An 18,933-nucleotide genomic window follows, 5' to 3' on the forward strand; every position below is an offset into this window, starting at 1 on the left:
AAGTTCTTGATTAAAGGTAAGAAAGTTATCTTCTTACCTTTAATAATATTATTGTTAAATTGCTACCTGAAATAGTTCTGATGAGGATAGTAACAGAGAATTTTCTATTTCTTGTCGAACTTCAGAAGACACTCGACATTTAGATTTAAGACAGTTAAGTAACAATGTATTGGCATAATAGTACTGCTTTAATAAATTTTTCTGGTGAGGATTAAAGTGCCAATTATGCGCAAAGTTCCGATGTTCAATTACTGCACTTTGTAGAAGTTTAATTTCGTCCTGACCAAACACTTTCCACCACTCGACAAACTTGCTGTCATCCTGAGGACATTTTGTAGCACGTTGTTTGAGCATTTTTAGCACCTGCGTTAACTCAGGAGCAGTGCTACTCGCACGTATAATTGCTCGGTCAAGCACGCGATGATAAATTAAATAAGGCTTCGTCGTTCCTAATACGCTATTAATTGTAAGAACGCGGTCAAGAGCAAGATCGAGACATAGTTGATCGTCAAGGTAACGTGCAAATTCGGGATGACAAGCGCTAGCCAAATCTAATCTTCCTGCTGTGGTATCACAAACTCGCGCAAGTTCTAAGTCAAGATAAAATGCTCTGATAATGAACGAGGGACAAGAACCTCTCACGCTTTGAGCTTTTGTGCTTAGCCAGTTAAGAAACTGGATTAATTGAGGTTCATTAACCAATAAATCATCAATATGTTTCTTTGCTAGCAATAATAAATAATCTGCTTGCGGGAGCATTCCCGCGCATAGTATAAAGACTTCGTGCCAGCGTTTATCAGTGATACGGCTGACAAGTTGTGTCAAAGCCATCGTTAAAGCTTGAGGTTCGGTGTTAAAAACGATGTTTTTTGCAGTGAAATGTTCCTGAAATGTAATATGCGAAAAAGAATAAATTCCTCTAGCACGTTCTATGAGTAAACCATGTTGTGCTTCGATTGCTTTGAGTAGAGCCTCAGGATCAATTGGTAAATTTACATGAGAACCTATGTCAGGTAGTTTGGCGATATAGTTATTAATGTATTGCTCTAAGTCTTGCTGTTTAAAGAAATATTCTCCACGCTCAAATGTATTACGTGCAATATGACTTAATAAATCATGTTTTCTCTGCACTGACAAATATTCATAAAGTTCGTCACGCTCAACATGGCGTTTAGCGTCCCATTTTTTAAGAAAAATACTTAGTGCTTCTTGATACAGCTTGACGCGATTTGCAGGGAAATCTCCCGCTTCTGCAAATACTAAACAAAGTAAGGTTAATAATAATGGATTTGTTGCAAGTTCTTTTAGCCGCGAATTTTGCTGTAACTTGAGAAGAAACTGATTACTTTTAGCTTGATTGCCTGCAAACCATTTATGCACAAACTCAATGATTTGGGATTGGTTAAAATCAGCAAGTTCTACTTCGGTGAAGTGTTCTAGATTATATTCCAACGAAGCTATACGACAAGTAATAATAAACTGATTGCTGTGATATTGAGTACTGAGTTGATTGATCTGCTGTAATACACGATGAACCTCTTTTTGGCGTACTTCATCAAGTCCATCGAGTAGAATTAAGGCTTTACCTTGATTTAATATTTGAGAAATAATACTGGTATTGATATCATAATTAGTAAGTTCCTGATTAATATACGTAATTAAGCTAGACGTATAAGCGCTTGCTGCAAAATTTTTGAGACTGATAAAAATAGGAATTTGGAAATGTAACTTTCCGAAAGCACATTCTGTAGCAAGATGTTTAAGAAAAGTTGTTTTGCCTGAACCAGGTTTTCCTAAAATTATCAACTTAGAATAATTCTGGACAGCTTGCAATCCAGAAATCTGCTGTTTATTAGCGTTATATAATTCTAGTTCTTTTTTGTCTGATAAATTGTATTTTTGTTGTAACTGCTCAATTTCTAGCCAACGACGGCTACTAATGCTTTTTAAAACGTTTATGTTAGTATAAATCTCTTGTAATGGTCGAGGGTAGGACATATCCAAAGCTCTAATTATGCCATGCTTGTGTTGAATATCAGCTTGGATCTTTCGCCATATTTCGTTATCAGTATTTACTTCTGACTTAAACGTTGTTTCTTGCTTAGTGCTGACTAGGTAATTTTCTGGCAACTCTGCTATTTCTTGCCAAGGTAATCCTAGTTTTTCGCAGATTCTATGAAAGTTTTCTCTATCGATTGGCTTACCAGCAAAAAAATTTTGTACGGTAGCACGTGAGACTTCTATTTCTACAGCTAGTTCAATCTTTGTAGCAAAATTCAATATCGCTTTATTTGCTCTTTTTATTCCTTCTGTTGTAGCTTTTAATGAGCGGCTCGATCGTGTTTTCATACAATATTGAAATTTTATACTCAATTAATTTAGTTTTGTATTTACCCCTTGAAGAAAATATGTTTTTATTTAACTCCTATAAAAAAAATCAGGCTACATCTTCGCCTTCAACGCCTTTTCAAGTACAATAAATAAAATAACTTAGAGTAGAAATAATACTATAAGTTACATTTTTTGCTTCGAACAACAATTAAACAAATATTTAATTTTTTCTTAGCTTATCTGGTTTATAAATTTTATTGTAGATTGCTTTTCTTTCTTATCTACTATCGTAGGACATAACTCAGCTGAGTACGAGTTCATGTATGTTGAGAAGTCAAGTACTAAAAATGTGTAAATAAATACACTGGCACTTTGATTACCTACTGAATAGTGTGTAGCAACTCGGTTTGAAAAACTATAAAGAAATTTATAGGATTAAATATTAGATGAGGCGATCGCAAAACTACTAGAATTTTTGTAAGAATACAGACAAGCATTTGTGCTATTTATTCCTCTTCTGTACTACATAAACGTCTTATGCCGCCTAAAATTACAGATCCAATAGTTTGGCAACAAGCTGAACTATTAATGCAACCAGCATTTATTCGAGTAATCGACCATATTGGTAAGCAACTAGAAGGATCTGATTGGCAAGGAAAGTACGAAGATGTGATGGTATGGCCTGAAGGAACAACAGACGAAACCAAGGACACGGTAACACAACTTGTACAACGCTTAGAAACAGCGTCTCCGAGTCAGGTTGTAGAGATTGAACAGACTTTGATTCATTTACCAATTCCACAACTAGAATACCACTTATGCTTGCAGCATCAAGGTGTACCAGAGGTAAAAGTAAATTTGTGGGAACTGTGCTATCAAATTTGCTTTCGTGATTACGATCCGGCGCAAACAGCAATAAATTATGGAGTGATTATTGATACTAGATTGATTGATGAAACAGGAGATATTGACTGGCAGTGTTTGGATCTCAAAGCAGGACAATTAGTTGAGCAGATATTTGCTAACTTACCAGATGTATAAATAAGCTAGTGGCAAACTTGGTAGAAAGGTAAGTATTATGCAGCAACTGCGAAATATGCAAGCAAATACGAGAGCAAGTTTTAGCGATGATGCGACTGCGCTTCAAGCATCTCAACAGAAAGCTGTTTTATATGATCGCTCACACTGGGGAAGAATTGAAGTAAGTGACGGCGATCGCTTGCGGTTTTTACATAACCAAAGCACGAATGATTTTGAGCAACTTAAACCAGGACAAGGCTGCGATACTGTATTTGTCACATCTACCGCCCGTACAATTGATTTAGCTACGGCGTATGTCACTGAAGATGCTGTTCTCTTACTCGTTTCACCAAATCGCCGCGAGTTTCTCATAGAATGGCTAGACCGCTATATCTTTTTTGCCGATCGAGTCCAGCTAAAAGATGTGACACCTGAGACTGCGGCATTTAGTTTAATTGGACCTGAGAGCGATGCCGTTGTACAGCAGTTAGGGATCGGTACAATTATCAATCAGCCGTATGGACATCATACAGTAGTTCAGCTAGGAGAAAGTGAGGTACGTATCGCGGTAGGTAGTGGTTTGGCGTTACCTGGATACACGCTGATTGTTCCTGTTGCAGCAGCCGCAACAGTATGGAATAACATTGTGCAAGCTGGAGTGGAACGCATAAGCGATCGCGTGTGGGAACAGCTACGGATTCTTCAAGGTCGTCCTGTACCAGAATGTGAATTGACCGACGACTATAATCCTCTAGAAGCAGGTTTGTGGAAGGCGATTTCTTTTAATAAGGGATGTTACATTGGACAAGAAACGATCGCCCGCTTAAATACATATCAAGGAGTCAAGCAAAAACTTTGGGGCATCCGCCTCGAATTCTTGGTTGAACCTGGAAGCGCGATCGCGGTTGCAGATGAAAAGGTTGGTAAACTTACCAGTTGTATAGAAACTGCGCAAGGTTATTTTGGACTTGGTTACATCCGCACTAAAGCTGGTGGAGTCGGTTTAAAAGTAAAAGTGGGAGAAAGTGAGGGAGAAGTGATTGATGTTCCCTTTCTTACCCATGAATACTATCGAGGTGAATAAAGCATATTTGCTACCGGACATCCACCACGAAGATGCCTTTCTACTACCGCTGGCACTTCAGCAGGTTGAACGCGACTGTACCAAATTTGTTCAGGCAAGACGAGTACCATCGGTCCATTACCGCATTGCCCTAGACAGTTGCTACTCACAACTGTAGTTTTAGGTACTGGATGCAATTGAAACGCAGCAAGCACTTTTGCCGCGCCTTGTTTGCGACAAGTGCGATTTTGACACACCATAACGCATCTTGAAGATGGTGACTTATCAGGTAATATGTCTGACATTAGTACTTAAGCGCTTTCGTTATGTGAGATGATATAGCCCTAGTCAACAGAGTTAGAACACTTTAAAAGCTTCTCATGTTTTCCCTGAGGGAATTTTAACCCTGACCCCTGACTCTGCTATATTAATCAGGCAATAGCCCTTTGGCGGCTAACCACTCCTGATTAAAAAGTCGTGACTGATAACGTCCACCGCTATCACAAAGAATTGTGACTATCGTGTGTCCTGGACCCATTTGTTTTGCAAGTGCAACGGCTGCTGCAACATTAATTCCAGAAGAACCACCGACAAAAATTCCTTCCTCGCGTAGGAGTCGATAAACAACGCGGATACACTCAGGATCTTCGATTCTGATGGCGTCGTCAATTGGCGCGCCTTCCATATTTGCAGTCACGCGGCTATTGCCAATGCCTTCGGTGATCGAACTACCTTCGCTTTTAGTTTCACCAGTTTTAATATAACTGTAGAGCGCACTTCCCATAGGGTCAGCTAAGACGGTTTTGATTGCTGGATTTTTTTCTTTGAGAAACATGGCTACACCCGCAAGCGTTCCCCCTGTTCCCGTAGACGTTATCCACGCATCAACTTGACCATCCGTTTGCTGCCAAATTTCTAATCCAGTTGTTTCGTAATGCGCTTGACGGTTAGCGAGATTATCGAACTGATTAGCCCAGATGGCGTTTTCCATCTCTGAGGCAATTCTTCCAGAGAGTTTGACGTAGTTGTTAGGGTCTTTGTAGGGCACAGCAGGAACTGGGCGAACTTCTGCGCCTAAGGTTCTCAATGCATCTATTTTCTCTTGCGACTGAGTTTCCGGAATCACGATGAGACACTTGTAGCCTTTGGCGTTGCAGATATGCGCTAAACCTATACCCGTATTGCCCGCAGTTCCTTCTACAACAGTACCACCTGGTTTGAGTAGTCCTTTTTCTTCAGCATCTTTGATAATGTAAAGTGCTGCCCGATCTTTTACGGAACCACCAGGATTGAGAAACTCCGCTTTACCAAGAATTTCACATCCTGTTTCTTCACTGAAGTGTTTTAATCTAATCAGTGGCGTGTTACCAACAGTACCTACAAAACCATTCTTGATATCCACTGCAATTTAATTCCAGTCTTTTTGACAATATTAACTATTTTCTCATACTGGTTTTTGCTATTTTGAAGCCTGGCGATTTTAATTGCGGCTTGACAAACCTTGTCTACCGTCGTGGACAACATCTGTTGTGTCGCAGGGGTCAGGGCTAAACTTGCCTGAGGGAAATCACTACGAACTTCGATAATGTCCTAATTTTATTGACTAGGGTTTTAGATTCTCTAGGTAAAAAAGGTGGGCTTTTGCCCACCAGAATCACTCACAACTTTAAATTACTTATTCGGTTGGGGAGTCATCCGCAAGTAGGGCTTGAGTTCAGTATGACCTTTGGGGAATTTCTGCTTGATTTCTTCAGGATCTTTGATCGAAGGAACAATCACGCAGTCATCGCCATCTTTCCAGTTTGCTGGAGTCGCTACGCTGTAGTTATCGGTAAGTTGCAACGAATCGATAACGCGCAAGATTTCATCAAAATTGCGTCCAGTGCTAGCAGGATAAGTGAAGTTGAGACGCAGTTTTTTGTTTGGGTCGATAATGAAGACTGAGCGGACTGTTAGCGTGTCATTGGCATTGGGGTGAATCATGTCATAAAGATTGGAAACCTTTTTGTCAGGATCTGCCAAGATCGGATAATTAAGACCGACGTTTTGGGTTTCTTCAATATCTTCAACCCAGCCTTTATGCGAATCTACGTCATCAACACTCAGCGCGAGTACTTTGACGTTACGCTTGTCAAATTCGGGCTTGAGGCGGGCAACTTCACCAAGTTCGGTCGTGCAAACTGGGGTAAAGTCTTTGGGGTGGGAAAATAAAATAACCCAGCTATCGCCAGCCCACTCGTAAAAATCGATTTCGCCTGCGGTAGAGGCTTGTTTAAAGTTTGGTACTGTGTCACCTAGTCGAAGAGCCATAACTCGATTCCTATGCTCTGAAAGTCTGTAACTCGTTTACTTTGCGATCATGACATAAAACCCCGATTCTCCGGTCGGGGTTTAGCGGTTTTCAACAAAATTTTAGGTTTAGTAATTCAGTTTACAGATTAGTAAGCAAGGTGTTGTTGAACGGCGAGCACTAAGTTATCTGTCCAATATCGCGTAAGGTCGGCACTCGCGGCTTCCACCATGACGCGAATTACAGGTTCAGTACCAGAAGCGCGGACAAGAATTCTTCCTTGATCTCCCATTGCGGCTTCGGCTTGCGCGATCGCTGTTTGAATAGGTGCGCATTGATTCCAGTTCATACGGCGATCACGATTTTCGACGCGTACATTTCGTAACAATTGAGGATAAGTCGTAAAGCTTTGATTTACCATTTCTGATAATGGTACTTTGGCGTATTGTACTAGCGCCGCAATATGCAAAGCTGTTAGTAATCCATCACCTGTAATGCCGTAGTGGCGACAGAGAATGTGACCTGATTGTTCACCGCCGAGCATTCCACCAGTACGAGCCATTTCTGCTTGCACGTATTGATCGCCTACTGGCGTACGAATCATTTTACCACCAATTTTTTCCCAGGCACGCTCAAAGCCAAGATTTGCCATTACGGTTGAAACGATCAAGTTGTCTGGAAGTTGTTGTTGGGTTTGTAACGCTTGACCCCACAGGTAAAGAATATAATCGCCATCAACAGGTCTACCTTTGTCATCGACCGCGAGAACTCGATCTGCATCCCCATCAAACGCAAAACCTAAAGTTGCGCGATGTTCTTGTACCGCAGCTTGTAAGGACGTTAAGCAGGTAGAACCACAGTCCACATTGATGCGATCGCCATTCGCGCGATCATGTAGGCAAATGACTTCAGCACCCATATCCCGAAATACCGCTGGTGCTAAGTCTACAGCCGCACCCCATGCTAAATCCAACACAATGCGCATTCCTGCAAAGTCACGATTGCGTAGCAAAGGTTTTTTGAGCGATTCAGTATAATCTTGTACTAAGTCGGAACGTAGATACGAACGTCCCCAAGCATTTTGGCTAATACAAAAGTTTGTCTGACTGCGCACGCCTGCTTCAATTTCAGCTTGCCAAGCTTGCGGTAATTTAGCACCATCTGAACCAAAGAATTTGATACCGTTATCGGCTGGTGGATTGTGGCTGGCAGAAATCATCACACCGCCGATCGCATTGGTGATACTCGTCAAGTAGGCAACGCAAGGTGTAGGACATAAACCGAGATGCCACACTTCTAACCCAGAAGACGCTAAACCTGATGCAACCGCCATCGCTAGCATATCACTAGAATTACGCGAATCTTGCCCGACAATAATAGGTCCTAGTTCGCGCGAATTTTGGCGCAGTACCACTCCAGCCCAGAAGCCTACTTGCAACGCTAAAGACGCCGTGAGTAATTCTCCTACACGCCCTCGGATGCCATCAGTACCAAATAATGGAGAATTTGGTACTGCGATCGCGGCTTGATATTCTGTTGTTTTTGGCAGCGATATCACCTGGGTAGATTCAATGCTTGCCGTACTTTGAATGCCAACGGGAGACGATACCATAATTTTTTTCACTCCTCACACAACTAGTTCACGCTAGGAGAATATCATTTTCTAATCTGGCGCTTAATATTGTTTTAACTTTATTCCCACTTTATTAAATAGATATAAAAAATTTATTTTATGTCAGATTATTTCACCTCAGTATAAGCCGCAATCTCTTTACAGATGCTTTACACTTGGGTAATAAGTTGATTCATTAATAACAAAGCTGACAATTTACTGCTATTCAAGCAAGTATGTGATTAATTGTACGCGTAGTTACATAAAAATTTGTCAAGCTTGTATAAATCTTTTACTAAGTTTCTATGTAATATTACTGAAGTTTTGAGTATTTGCTTGCAGCTATCTGCTATTAAACTCCAACTTCTAACAAGAGTGCTTGCATATTGTCCCACGTCAAGTCTTGCTCGATATAACGCGGTGATTGCGGATTATAAGGACTTACTAGCCGATCAATCGTGAGAATTTTGGCATTATCTGATAGCACTGGTACTTCTGGATCAAAGGCTGTAGGGCGCATCAATGAGCTAGAAAAACCTTTGAATATCGCGATTTGATCAAGTTCTCCATCAACTTCTACTGTAACAACTAATACTTCTTGCGGTCGCTTTACTGTGTATTGTTCTAAACGTTTCCCTATGGAATTATTCATGCTTACTTGAAGGAGTTACGTACAAGGGCTAGGGGCTAGAAATCAAGATTACCACCGCATACCATTTCATAAACAGCACGTTCTAAGTAGGCGTTCTAATTCGTTACCCCTTCCCTAAGTCTGAATCATTGCGGTAGCGCAGAACGTCCTTGCTTGCCTAGTTTGAACAGCACAAAATAGCCGAGGCAGATAAAGTAGAAAATCAAGCCAACGATGCCTAAAAAGCCAAGGAACTGAGGTGTAGAGTTGGGGTGGAAATATTCTCTAAAGAGTAAGGGTGGTTCGCGCAGGATTGTACAAAAAGGATTAGTGGAAGCGCCGCTAACGAATGCACATCTTAAGAAGGGGATGCTTGCGATCGCGCCTAACACACTATAGACTGTCATAGCCCAGCGCCACGAGTTAAACGTGAGTTTTAATGCGCCTGAAAATTGATCGTCGATTTCTTCGTTGAGATCAATCCAAAACCACAGCCCGATCGGAATTAAAATTCGCGCGATCGTTCCTGAAATATACCCTACTGGTAGTGCGGCAATGAGTAAGTAAACGGAGATCGCAAGCAAGCTTGATACGCGCCAGTAAATTATTAATAAACGTTGGATTGCTTCCGCTTTTTGAACAAATGCCCAAATTAGCAGAATGAGGGGGATGATGACTGTAAATAATACGGCTAAGCGGTAGTCCATCCAAACGAGAGGACGTAGCCAAACTTCATTTTGCATAGCTTCAGGATAATTAACTCAGCAGAAATTTGTATTTAATTCACAAACACGAGTAATTTTGCACAAAATTTGTTTGTTAAAGATGAACAGCAATAGCAACCTTTAAGTCCACAAAAAATGAAAAGGGACACTTTGTCAAGTGTCCTCACCCATATGTTAAGCGTCTTGTCGAAAAGGAATTACATCAACTAATTATTCATCGTAAATACGGCATTCAGCAGCTTCTGGATTTTCGTCGCAGTATTGCTCTAGAGAGTTTTTGGGTTTCATTTGCTTTTGATGGGATGCTTCTGCTTGTAGTTCTTCTACAGCGTCCCAAGCTGCGGCACATTCACCAGATTCAGCACCAGCAGTATCACAGACAGCACGTGCCTGTTCACGTTCTTGTTCAATTTGTTCTTGGATGTTGCTCATAGATTTTGTCGTTTCTGTCATCTTTTATATAGTATAGAAAACCTACAATGCTCTATGTTCTGTGCGTTATGAACTTCTAACCTATTACAGGAGCATTGCACTTGCCTAAAAAGTGATCGCCTTATAGAGGATAACTCTATAACTAGGGATCAGCAATGGTAATCACCAGTACCACCTTTCATTAATAACAAGCAGTGGAGACGTGATTTGTAAATTGATTTTATGTTTTAATCTTTCAGCAACGATCCTGCAAAAGAAGGAATTTCAACGCAGATTACGTATTTATACGCGAGCTTGCTCAGATTTGTACAGCGAAGCTCTATCTTAGGTTAGAGGTGGTTGAGGAAGTGAATAAAGGTGCGATCGCTTTGATAGCTTTTGACACAAAGTTGTCATTGAAGCGCAAAGATGCTGAAAAATTTGTCCAAAGATGAGCGAATATCGAATAGACTAATCTTGCCGCGATTAAATTAGCGCTATGCTCATTAGCTTAATTGCAGACTACGGAAACGGCGATCCAGCTTTTGCAGAAGTTACTCAACGTTTATTATTGGCTTTACCCAAGGCTCAAGTTAGCTTGTTGTCGGTTCCTCCCTTTAGCACTTTAGCTACTGGGTTTTGGGTAGCGCAACTTGGTCTTAATCCTGGTCCCCAAGAACGTTTAATATATCACAATTGCGCACCTCGTCAAGACAAGTCTGAACCAAGACTAGATAATGAAGGAGAGGGGTTAACTTATGCCTTACTAACCAATGGGGTGAAAGTTGTAGGTGTAAATGCTGGACATACACTCTCTTTTATCAAAAACCACTCACAAGTTGTTCAAATAGTCAAGGTATCGCGCGGCGGATCGCAGTTTCGTTCACGGGATGTATTTCCGCAAGCAGCGGCAGCGATCGCCCAAGATGATTTCAGCCTTTTGGGCGATGAGATAAGTTCTGAGCAAATTCCCGATGCACCAAGCGATCGCGTAGCGTGGATTGATGGATACGGTAATATTAAAACTACCATTCCTGCGCATAGTGTCAATCTCAATCCTGAAGATAAAGTCATCATTCGCGTTGGTGATGTTGTGAGTGACGCGGTCTATTCTGATGGCAGTTTTAGAGTTCCTGAAGGTACTTTAGCTTTTGCACCAGGGAGTTCTGGCTGGCAAGGAAATGACGGTAAGCCAGTACGATGGATGGAGTTATTCTTACGCGGTGGGAATGCGTGGGAACGTTTTGGTAGACCAAAAGTAAATCAAGTTGTGGCTCGGTTGAGTTAGGAGTTGTCATAGCAACCGTTACACCTCTACCACATTTTTGTTCTAAAATCAATAGTTCGATCCTTGCAGGTAGCTGATATGGTACAAACACCAAAGAAGGCTTTGACGCTAGAAGAGTTTCTTAAACTGCCAGAAACAGAACCCGCTAGCGAATACATTGACGGGCAGATCGTTCAAAAACCAATGCCGCAAGGGGAACATAGCGCGATTCAAACCGAGTTATCAGCAGCAATTAATGCTGCACTTAAACCACAACGAGTTGCTAGAGCATTTTGTGAACTGCGCTGTACGTTCGGCGATCGCTCGATTGTTCCAAATATTGCCGTGTTCACTTGGAGTCGAATTCCGCGCCAGGAAGATGGTGGAGTTGCTAATGTGTTTGCGATCGCACCTGATTGGGTAATTGAAATTCTCTCACCTGACCAAAGTCAAACGAAACTCACAAAGAATATTTTGCACTGTCTAAAACACAACACGCAGATGGGTTGGTTAATCGATCCTCAAGAGCGATCAGTGTTTGTTTATCGATCAGATCAGCCAACAGATGTGTTTGATAAACCAGAGATTTATCTACCTATGCCAGCATTTGCCCAAGATTTTAGTTTATCGGTGAAAGCATTGTTTGATTGGTTACTAGAGTAATCAAACGCAGATAATACGTGGTTGTCTATCGCAAGCTAGCGGCAAAATTGAGAAAGATTAAGTATACACCAAAACGCAGCAAGAAAGCTTTACACATCCGCTATAGTACCGTTTTATGCTGCCGTAACCTGCTCAACCACTGACCAGATCCAGCTTTTCATGATGTAAAGTTGAGTATCTAAGTCAATCTCTTGAAATGAATAATTTGTGCGCCCTGTCTCCTTGAAGTCTCTGTTGCACTGGTCAATTTCTGTAAGTGAAGCCTCCGCTAAAGCGGGGCAGATTGCTAAAGGCATCTCTGAGGCTCCAATGTACTGAGGTTGAAATTTATGCATAACAAAAGCAAGCGAACTACCAGGATTAGAAACACCTAAACTTTCAAATTTAGGGAGATCTAGCTCGAAAAATTCTGATGACAAAGCGTTTTGAGAAAGTCCACACAATAGCTTGAGGTGGCATAAAAATGCTTTTTGTTCTTCATCGAAAGTTTTGTTTTTGTCGCACTAATCATCAATGCACGAGTTAATCTGCCAAAGTGCGATCGCTCAAGCCAAATGTAAAGTCTTCCCAGACTATCAAGCATGTTTCCGGTATAATATGTGGCTTCTTACCACAACACCACTAATGGAAACGATTAAATATACGCTTACAGAAGACCAAATGCCGACAGCTTGGTACAACATCCAAGCTGATTTACCGACTCCAATGCCGCCTGTATTGCATCCTGGAACAGGACAGCCAATTACTCCTAGCGATCTTGAACCTTTGTTTCCGATGGAGTTAATCGTGCAGGAGGTGAGCCAAGAACGATGGATCGAGATTCCTGAACAAGTACAATCAATTTACCGTCAATGGCGACCAACACCACTATATCGCGCTCGACGTTTAGAACAAGCCCTCGATACTCCTGCCAAAATTTATTACAAATACGAAGGTGTTAGCCCTGCGGGTAGTCATAAGCCGAACACAGCAGTTGCGCAGGCATATTACAACAAACAAGCCAAAGTCAAACGTTTAACAACCGAAACAGGTGCAGGACAATGGGGTTCTTCTTTGGCTTTTGCTGGCGCGTTATTTGGGTTAGAGGTTGTGGTATACATGGTCAAAGTCAGCTACCGACAAAAACCTTATCGTCGGGCGTTGATGGAAGCTTATGGTGCAAAAGTCATCGCTAGCCCTAGTCAAGAAACCGAGGCAGGAAGAAAGATTCTTGCGCAATATCCTGATAGTAATGGTAGTTTGGGGATTGCGATTAGTGAATCTGTGGAAGTCGCTGTTCAAGATCCGCAATCGAAATATGCTTTGGGTAGTGTCCTTAATCACGTACTGCTGCATCAAACTGTAATTGGGTATGAAGCGATCGCACAGTTAGAACAAGCTGGAGACTATCCTGATATCGTCGTTGGCTGTACAGGTGGGGGAAGTAACTTTGCGGGGATTGCTTTTCCTTTTATTGGGGCAAAGCTACGCGGTGAGCAAAATAGTATCAGGTTTATTGCAGTTGAACCAGCAGCTTGTCCGACACTCACTCAAGGTAAATACACTTATGATTATGGTGATACTGCACATCTGACCCCTCTTGTCAAGATGCACACTTTAGGTAATTCTTTTATGCCCGAAGGCGTTCATGCTGGTGGATTGCGGTATCATGGCATGGCTCCTTTACTAAGTCACGTTGTCGAGTTAGGACTAATTGAAACTCGTGCCGAACCGCAACTTAGTTGTTTTGCTGCGGGGCTTACATTTGCACGGGTTGAGGGTATCCTTCCTGCACCTGAAGCGAATCATGCGATAAAAGCTGCGATTGATGAAGCGTTGCGCTGTAAAGAGGAAGGAACGAGTAAGACGATTTTATTCAATCTCTGCGGTCACGGTCACTTTGATATGCAAGCTTATATGGATTACCAGGCAGGGTTACTCCGCGATACGGAATACAATGCAGAGGAAGTAGCGATGGCGTTAGCGGGATTGCCCGTGTTTAATTAGGTATTGCTGAGTTAGGGTATGAAGTAGTAAGCTTCAGCAGCCCCCTAAAGACACTCCGTTGTAGCAAGTGGCGTGAATTTAGAGGGCTTTTTATTTGTAAAGCTCTTATTCCGCAGCAGCAGAAGCTAATTCTGCTTTAGAGTCAGATGTAGCATCTGGTTCGATGACTTGCTCTTCTGGCAACCCAAGTATAGATTTATACAGCTTGATGTAATCTTTGGCAGATGTTGTCCAACTGAAATCCTGACTCATACCGCGTTGTTGAAGGGCTTGCCAGTAGTCTTTATAGCGGAAGCCTTCCCAAGCGCGCACCATACACGTATAAAGATCTAAAGGTTCGTAACGGTCAAAGCAATAGCCTGTACCTGCATGATTGATAGGATCGTGGTGCGATACGGTGTCAACTAAGCCACCTGTGCGGCGCACAATCGGCACGCAGCCATAGCGAAGCGCCAGCATTTGGCTGATACCACAAGGCTCAAAACGGCTTGGCATCAAGAACGCATCACTACCAGCGTAAATGCGTCTTGCTAGGGCATCGTTGTAGAGTAAATAAGTTGCCATCCGTCCAGGAAAACGCGACGCCATTTGCCATAATTGACTTTCGTAATAGCGATCGCCTGTTCCTAACACGACAAACTGGGCATCGGTATAAGCCAAGAAGCGATCAAGCGTTTGCAAAATTAAATCAATGCCTTTTTGCTCAACCAACCGCGTCACGATACCAATTAAAAAAGCACCCGAATTGACTTCTAAACCGACTTCTTCTTGTATTGCGACTTTATTTGCTTTGCGTTGGTCTAATGTATCAGTGGTAAATGTTTTAGCAATGTATTTATCAGTTGCTGGATCGTAAACTTCAGTGTCAATGCCATTGATGATACCAGATAGCTTACCACTAATAAACGACAACAATCCTTCCAACGTTTCACCATACTCAACTGTCTGAATCTGCTGCGCGTAGGTGGGAGAAACAGTCGTGACGCGATCAGCATATTGTACGGCGGCTGCCATTGTGTTGTGTCCTTGCATATACCACGGACACCAAGTAATTTTCTCTAAGTACCAGCGCCAAGGTCCTTGATATGCTAAGTTGTGGATTGTAAACACTGTCGAAATATCTGGAGATTGATGCATCCACACAGGAATCATGCCTGTGTGCCAGTCGTGACAGTGAATAATTTCGGGCTTCCAGTAGTTCCAAGCAAATTCTGCTGCACCGTTGGCAAATAGCGTGAATCTCCAGTCTTCGTCCTCTCCAGAATAAATGCGACGCGGCCAAAACGCTGGGTGTCCGAACAAGTACAAGGGGACGTCAGTACCAGGAAGGACAAATTCGTAAACTGCGAAGGATTGAAACATCGCATTACCGTACCAAACTGGATCTTTGGGAATCTCCATTTTGTCGGGCAAAAAGCCATAATATGGCATGAATATCCGGACATCATGCCCCATTGCTTTTAGTACTTTGGGTAAAGCACCTACAACGTCTCCCATTCCACCAACTTTGGCAATGGGGGCTGCTTCTGCGGCAACAAACAGAATTCGCATCTTAATTTTTATGTCCCCTAATTGTATTGCGTCGAGATCATGATAGCGGATGTGAGGAGCGAGGGGTGAGGGGTGAGTGGCTAGTGAATAGAGAACAATCGTGTATTACTTCTCCTTTACCCCCTGCGCCCTCTTGCCTAAGAAGCTTCCTCAGCTTCCCCTGCTAGTTTCATCCGCGTTGTACCGCTTGAAAGATCTCTTCTAAAATCTCTTGCGCACCTTGTTGACGAAGGCGTTGGGCAAGTTCAGTTCCCAGTTTTTCGGCGGTGCTAACGCTACCTATTACGGTGTCTTTGACGAACTTTGTGCCGTCTACACTCGCAACTATACCTGTTAGTGTTAAAGTATCGCCGTCGAGTTGAGTGTTGACACCGATAGGAACTTGACAACCGCCTTCGAGAGAGCGTAAAAAGGCTCGTTCAGCTAATGTGCGATCGCGTGTGGGTACGTGTTCAATTGCCTGAATTAATGACAGCACTTCGGTATCATCAGTACGGCATTCAATGCCTAGCGCACCTTGCCCAACGGCGTGTAACGAAACTTCTGCGGGTAAAACCTGGTGAATGCGATCGCCCATTCCTAAGCGTCTTAACCCTGCTACGGCTAAAATAATTGCATCGTATTCGCCTGCATCAAGTTTTGCTAATCGAGTATTTAAATTGCCTCGGATATCTTTAAAAGTCAGATGCGGAAAGTGATGGCGTAGCTGTGCTAAACGTCGTAAAGAAGAAGTTCCGATGACTGCACCTTCAGGTAAAGTATCGATTTGTTTATCTTTGTGCTTTTCGTGTACAACTAATGCATCAGCAGGATCTTCGCGTTCAGTGACAACTCCTAGCATTAAACCTTCAGGCAAGTTTGTCGGCAAATCTTTGAGCGAATGCACCGCAAAATCAATTTCATGGCTTTGCATTCCGACTTCAAGTTCTTTAGTAAATAGCCCTTTATCGCCAATCTTAGCGAGGGCGACATCCAAAATTTTGTCGCCTTGCGTAGACATCGTGTGAACTTCAAAGGTGCGATCGGGAAATGCTTTTTGTAGTTGTTCTTGCACCCAATAAGTCTGTACTAGCGCAAGTTGACTTTTACGCGAACCAATGCGGATTGTGCGAGTAGAACTGGAAACAGTAGGAGAAGCGTTGGGGGACATATAAGCAATTCAAAATTCAAAATTTAAATGTCTAACAGCGGATTGCATTGTAGCAGCACAAATTAAATCACTTGATCTAGACTACCTTAGTGCTTGACTAAGAAAAGCAATATTAATTCGTAATTCGTAATGATTTCTGATTTAGTGCTGCACTTTTGCTCAACTAGACTAAACAGGTAGACTGTGTTTATTGAGTCGTTACTTAATAAACATTGATTTATATAAGTATAACCGCTAAGGTATTGCTACTGATTTACTGTCTTTGTCTCCGCGTTTGTACGGTTTTTATCCAAATTTTGTAGCTGATACATTAAGCTTAGAAAAACATTCTACTGTTGTTGCTTGTTTAATCAATCTTTAGCTGCACTCTAGTAATTCTTTGCCATTAGAATCTTAATGAAAGCCTCTATAGCTATTACTACTACACTACTGGTAGTTTCTGTCGTACCTTCTGCATCGGCTAATACCGAAAAGATCCAACAACTTCTAGCGACAAAAGAGTGTCAAAACTGCGACTTGAGTGGTGCTGGGTTAGTTTTGGCTAATCTATCAGGTGCAAATTTGAGTGGTGCAAATTTAAGTGGCGCCAATCTCAGTCGTGCCAATCTTAGCGGTGCTAACCTTGTTGGTGCAAATCTTGTTGGTACAAGTTTATTTGGGGCAAACTTAAGTGGCGCTATCTTGAGTGGTTCGGATTTAAGTGCGGCTGACTTGCGAGATACTTTTTTAGCAAACGCCAATTTAACTGGTGCGCAGTTAGCTGGGGCAAATTTACAGGGTGCAGTAGGTATACCACCGCAAATAGGAAATGCGGAAGATTTTTATGGTTGGGGTGTCGTGCAAGGTAAAAAAGGAGATCCACAAGGTGCGATCGCCTATTTCAATCAAGCATTGAGTATTAAACCTGATTATGCTGCGGCGTATCTGGCAAGGGGTGTGGCACGCTACCAACTTTTTGATCGCCTTGGTGCGCTGCAAGATGCTAAACAAGCCGAAAAACTTTTTTCAGCGCAAGCTAATAACGATGGGTTACAAACCACGCAAGTTTTTATTGCAGAACTAGAAAATCCTCCGAGTGAATCTGTACCAAAAAGTAAACCAAATTTTATGAACTTTCTAGGTGCAGTAGGTTCAGTTTTATTAAGATTTTTATTTTGAATGTTTGTTGGGTAACGGTGAAGTTGTGCGGCGGCAGATAACCTTAAACTCTCACCGACAACCTCTGTTCCGTCCGCACCAACGCATTGTTAGGTGGCTGTTGCTTCTACAAACTGCACAGCCAACGAGAAATAGATGCAACTTGGTCCTCCTCATTTAGGTTTGCAGCATTACTGAGCATCCCACTTTGTAGTTGCTCCCAAATTTCGCCAGCCATCCTTCTCTCGATCGCTGCCCCTACAAAAAAGGTAAGTGGTGAATGACCAGCATCTGCAAAGGCTTGTCGTATACGATTCAGCGCCGCTTGTGCCGTTTTCCAATGCTCGTCAGCACCGGCTGGATCAATTCCGCCCTTCAACTCTCCCAAGGCAATTGTGTAAGGCTCAACTTCAACAGGTTCTATCTTGCTGGATTTATTCGCGGGCAGTGCTTCTGGCGCAAGATTGAACAAACAGAGATCTACATTACTTTTAACCAACGGAATATTTAGGTTATAGATAAGTGTACGCCTACCAAGATCACTCTCCCAACTGAGTCCGCGTAAAGATAACTCAATTTCTGCATCGTCATTTGTCATCGCTATCCACTTTTTTGTCTTTGAATGCTGCCAATGGTAACTTTGACCTGCAATGGTCAGGGTTGAAAGAATAGCACGAGTCAGTTTCCTTTGGGCGAGCGCTCCACCGATATTACGCATTGAACCACCGAGCGTATCGCCACGAGTCAATAGAAATCTAAAGACTAATTCCTCTACAAAATTTGCACCTGCTGGTTCAAGAAAGTTCTTAATTAGACCGTTAATCGCATCAATTTTATCCTCTGCGGTCAAATGAGCAAGAGATTTGTCCGATAATCCTGCCGCAGTCAACAGTCCCATCTCGATACCCTGAACGTTTAGCAAATCAGCAGGATTTCTAACTTGATTTGCTGCTGCTTGAAGTGCCCTTGCCTCTGCAACATAAGGGGTAGCCCGTCGATTCTTCTCAAGTGCAAGTGCCACAAAGCCCGCACGAGTCGCTTCATAGGTTGTTACAAGATCATCACTAGACTGAAGATGGTTAAGATAAGCAGTCAT

General features: G+C 42.4%; 18 protein-coding genes. 6 read left to right on the plus strand and 12 right to left on the minus strand.

Translation table 11 applies throughout. The annotated features are described in order from the left end of the window. Positions 1-54: 54 nt before the first annotated feature. Positions 55-2,349 (minus strand): NACHT domain-containing protein, encoded by a 2,295-nt coding sequence (locus NIES1031_RS08300; RefSeq protein WP_073548982.1) that lies wholly within the window; start codon positions 2,347-2,349, stop codon positions 55-57. A 519-nt stretch (positions 2,350-2,868) separates the two neighbouring features. Here NIES1031_RS08300 and NIES1031_RS08305 point away from each other — a divergent pair. Continuing rightward, positions 2,869-3,372: a hypothetical protein gene (locus tag NIES1031_RS08305; RefSeq protein ID WP_073548983.1), complete on the plus strand. Its 504-nt coding sequence runs from the start codon at positions 2,869-2,871 to the stop codon at positions 3,370-3,372. Between the two features lie 34 nt (positions 3,373-3,406). Then, complete coding sequence (ygfZ, locus tag NIES1031_RS08310) at positions 3,407-4,435, plus strand: CAF17-like 4Fe-4S cluster assembly/insertion protein YgfZ (protein WP_479686620.1); 1,029 nt, start codon at positions 3,407-3,409, stop codon at positions 4,433-4,435. Here ygfZ and NIES1031_RS08315 read toward each other — a convergent pair. The 7 genes from NIES1031_RS08315 to NIES1031_RS08345 form a co-directional block, all read right to left on the minus strand. Beyond that, entirely contained in the window at positions 4,420-4,719 is a 300-nt protein-coding gene (locus NIES1031_RS08315; RefSeq protein ID WP_015187447.1) for a (2Fe-2S) ferredoxin domain-containing protein, read from the minus strand. The two genes, ygfZ and NIES1031_RS08315, sit on opposite strands and share 16 nt — an antisense overlap. A 122-nt stretch (positions 4,720-4,841) precedes the next feature. Beyond that, positions 4,842-5,816 carry a cysteine synthase A gene (locus tag NIES1031_RS08320; protein WP_073548984.1) on the minus strand — a complete coding sequence of 325 codons (975 nt, stop codon included), beginning with the start codon at positions 5,814-5,816 and terminating at the stop codon, positions 4,842-4,844. A 269-nt stretch (positions 5,817-6,085) separates the two neighbouring features. Next, positions 6,086-6,724 carry a peroxiredoxin gene (locus NIES1031_RS08325; protein WP_073548985.1) on the minus strand — a complete coding sequence of 213 codons (639 nt, stop codon included), beginning with the start codon at positions 6,722-6,724 and terminating at the stop codon, positions 6,086-6,088. Positions 6,725-6,852: 128 nt separating this feature from the next. Next, entirely contained in the window at positions 6,853-8,316 is a 1,464-nt protein-coding gene (gene glmM / locus NIES1031_RS08330) for a phosphoglucosamine mutase (RefSeq protein WP_073548986.1), read from the minus strand. Positions 8,317-8,668: 352 nt separating this feature from the next. Then, positions 8,669-8,968 (minus strand): DUF7734 family protein, encoded by a 300-nt coding sequence (locus NIES1031_RS08335; protein ID WP_073548987.1) that lies wholly within the window; start codon positions 8,966-8,968, stop codon positions 8,669-8,671. A gap of 125 nt (positions 8,969-9,093) precedes the next feature. After that, a complete protein-coding gene (locus tag NIES1031_RS08340) occupies positions 9,094-9,690 on the minus strand; it encodes a DUF3177 family protein (RefSeq protein WP_073548988.1) in 597 nt (198 codons plus the stop codon). A gap of 192 nt (positions 9,691-9,882) precedes the next feature. Continuing rightward, positions 9,883-10,104 carry a Calvin cycle protein CP12 gene (locus tag NIES1031_RS08345; protein ID WP_196797544.1) on the minus strand — a complete coding sequence of 74 codons (222 nt, stop codon included), beginning with the start codon at positions 10,102-10,104 and terminating at the stop codon, positions 9,883-9,885. A 478-nt stretch (positions 10,105-10,582) separates the two neighbouring features. Here NIES1031_RS08345 and NIES1031_RS08350 point away from each other — a divergent pair, with 478 nt between their 5' ends. Together NIES1031_RS08350 and NIES1031_RS08355 are read left to right on the plus strand one after the other, a co-directional pair. Beyond that, complete coding sequence (locus tag NIES1031_RS08350; RefSeq protein ID WP_073548989.1) at positions 10,583-11,371, plus strand: SAM hydrolase/SAM-dependent halogenase family protein; 789 nt, start codon at positions 10,583-10,585, stop codon at positions 11,369-11,371. Positions 11,372-11,449: 78 nt separating this feature from the next. Then, the gene (locus NIES1031_RS08355) at positions 11,450-12,013 is read left to right on the plus strand and encodes a Uma2 family endonuclease (protein ID WP_073548990.1); all 564 of its coding nucleotides are present in this window, start codon (positions 11,450-11,452) and stop codon (positions 12,011-12,013) included. A gap of 113 nt (positions 12,014-12,126) precedes the next feature. Here the strand turns inward: NIES1031_RS08355 and NIES1031_RS08360 are convergent, their stop codons facing one another. Then, the gene (locus NIES1031_RS08360; protein ID WP_073548991.1) at positions 12,127-12,432 is read right to left on the minus strand and encodes a hypothetical protein; all 306 of its coding nucleotides are present in this window, start codon (positions 12,430-12,432) and stop codon (positions 12,127-12,129) included. 94 nt (positions 12,433-12,526) lie between these two features. Here NIES1031_RS08360 and NIES1031_RS08365 point away from each other — a divergent pair, with 94 nt between their 5' ends. Next, the gene (locus NIES1031_RS08365) at positions 12,527-13,999 is read left to right on the plus strand and encodes a TrpB-like pyridoxal phosphate-dependent enzyme (RefSeq protein ID WP_236738763.1); all 1,473 of its coding nucleotides are present in this window, start codon (positions 12,527-12,529) and stop codon (positions 13,997-13,999) included. Between the two features lie 105 nt (positions 14,000-14,104). Here NIES1031_RS08365 and glgA read toward each other — a convergent pair whose 3' ends face one another. Then, entirely contained in the window at positions 14,105-15,550 is a 1,446-nt protein-coding gene (gene glgA / locus NIES1031_RS08370) for a glycogen synthase GlgA (protein WP_073548993.1), read from the minus strand. Positions 15,551-15,719: 169 nt separating this feature from the next. Continuing rightward, positions 15,720-16,700, minus strand: a complete 981-nt coding sequence (gene hemC / locus NIES1031_RS08375) for a hydroxymethylbilane synthase (protein WP_073548994.1) — start codon at positions 16,698-16,700, stop codon at positions 15,720-15,722. A 396-nt stretch (positions 16,701-17,096) separates the two neighbouring features. Between hemC and NIES1031_RS08380 the strand changes: the two genes are divergently transcribed. Then, entirely contained in the window at positions 17,097-17,858 is a 762-nt protein-coding gene (locus tag NIES1031_RS08380) for a pentapeptide repeat-containing protein (RefSeq protein WP_073548995.1), read from the plus strand. Positions 17,859-17,964: 106 nt separating this feature from the next. Here NIES1031_RS08380 and NIES1031_RS08385 read toward each other — a convergent pair whose 3' ends face one another. Beyond that, positions 17,965-18,933, minus strand: coding sequence for a type II restriction endonuclease (locus NIES1031_RS08385; RefSeq protein ID WP_073548996.1), 969 nt, complete (start codon positions 18,931-18,933; stop codon positions 17,965-17,967).

Origin of the sequence: Chroogloeocystis siderophila 5.2 s.c.1 (assembly GCF_001904655.1) — a bacterium.
Taxonomy (GTDB): Bacteria; Cyanobacteriota; Cyanobacteriia; order Cyanobacteriales; family Chroococcidiopsidaceae; genus Chroogloeocystis; species Chroogloeocystis siderophila.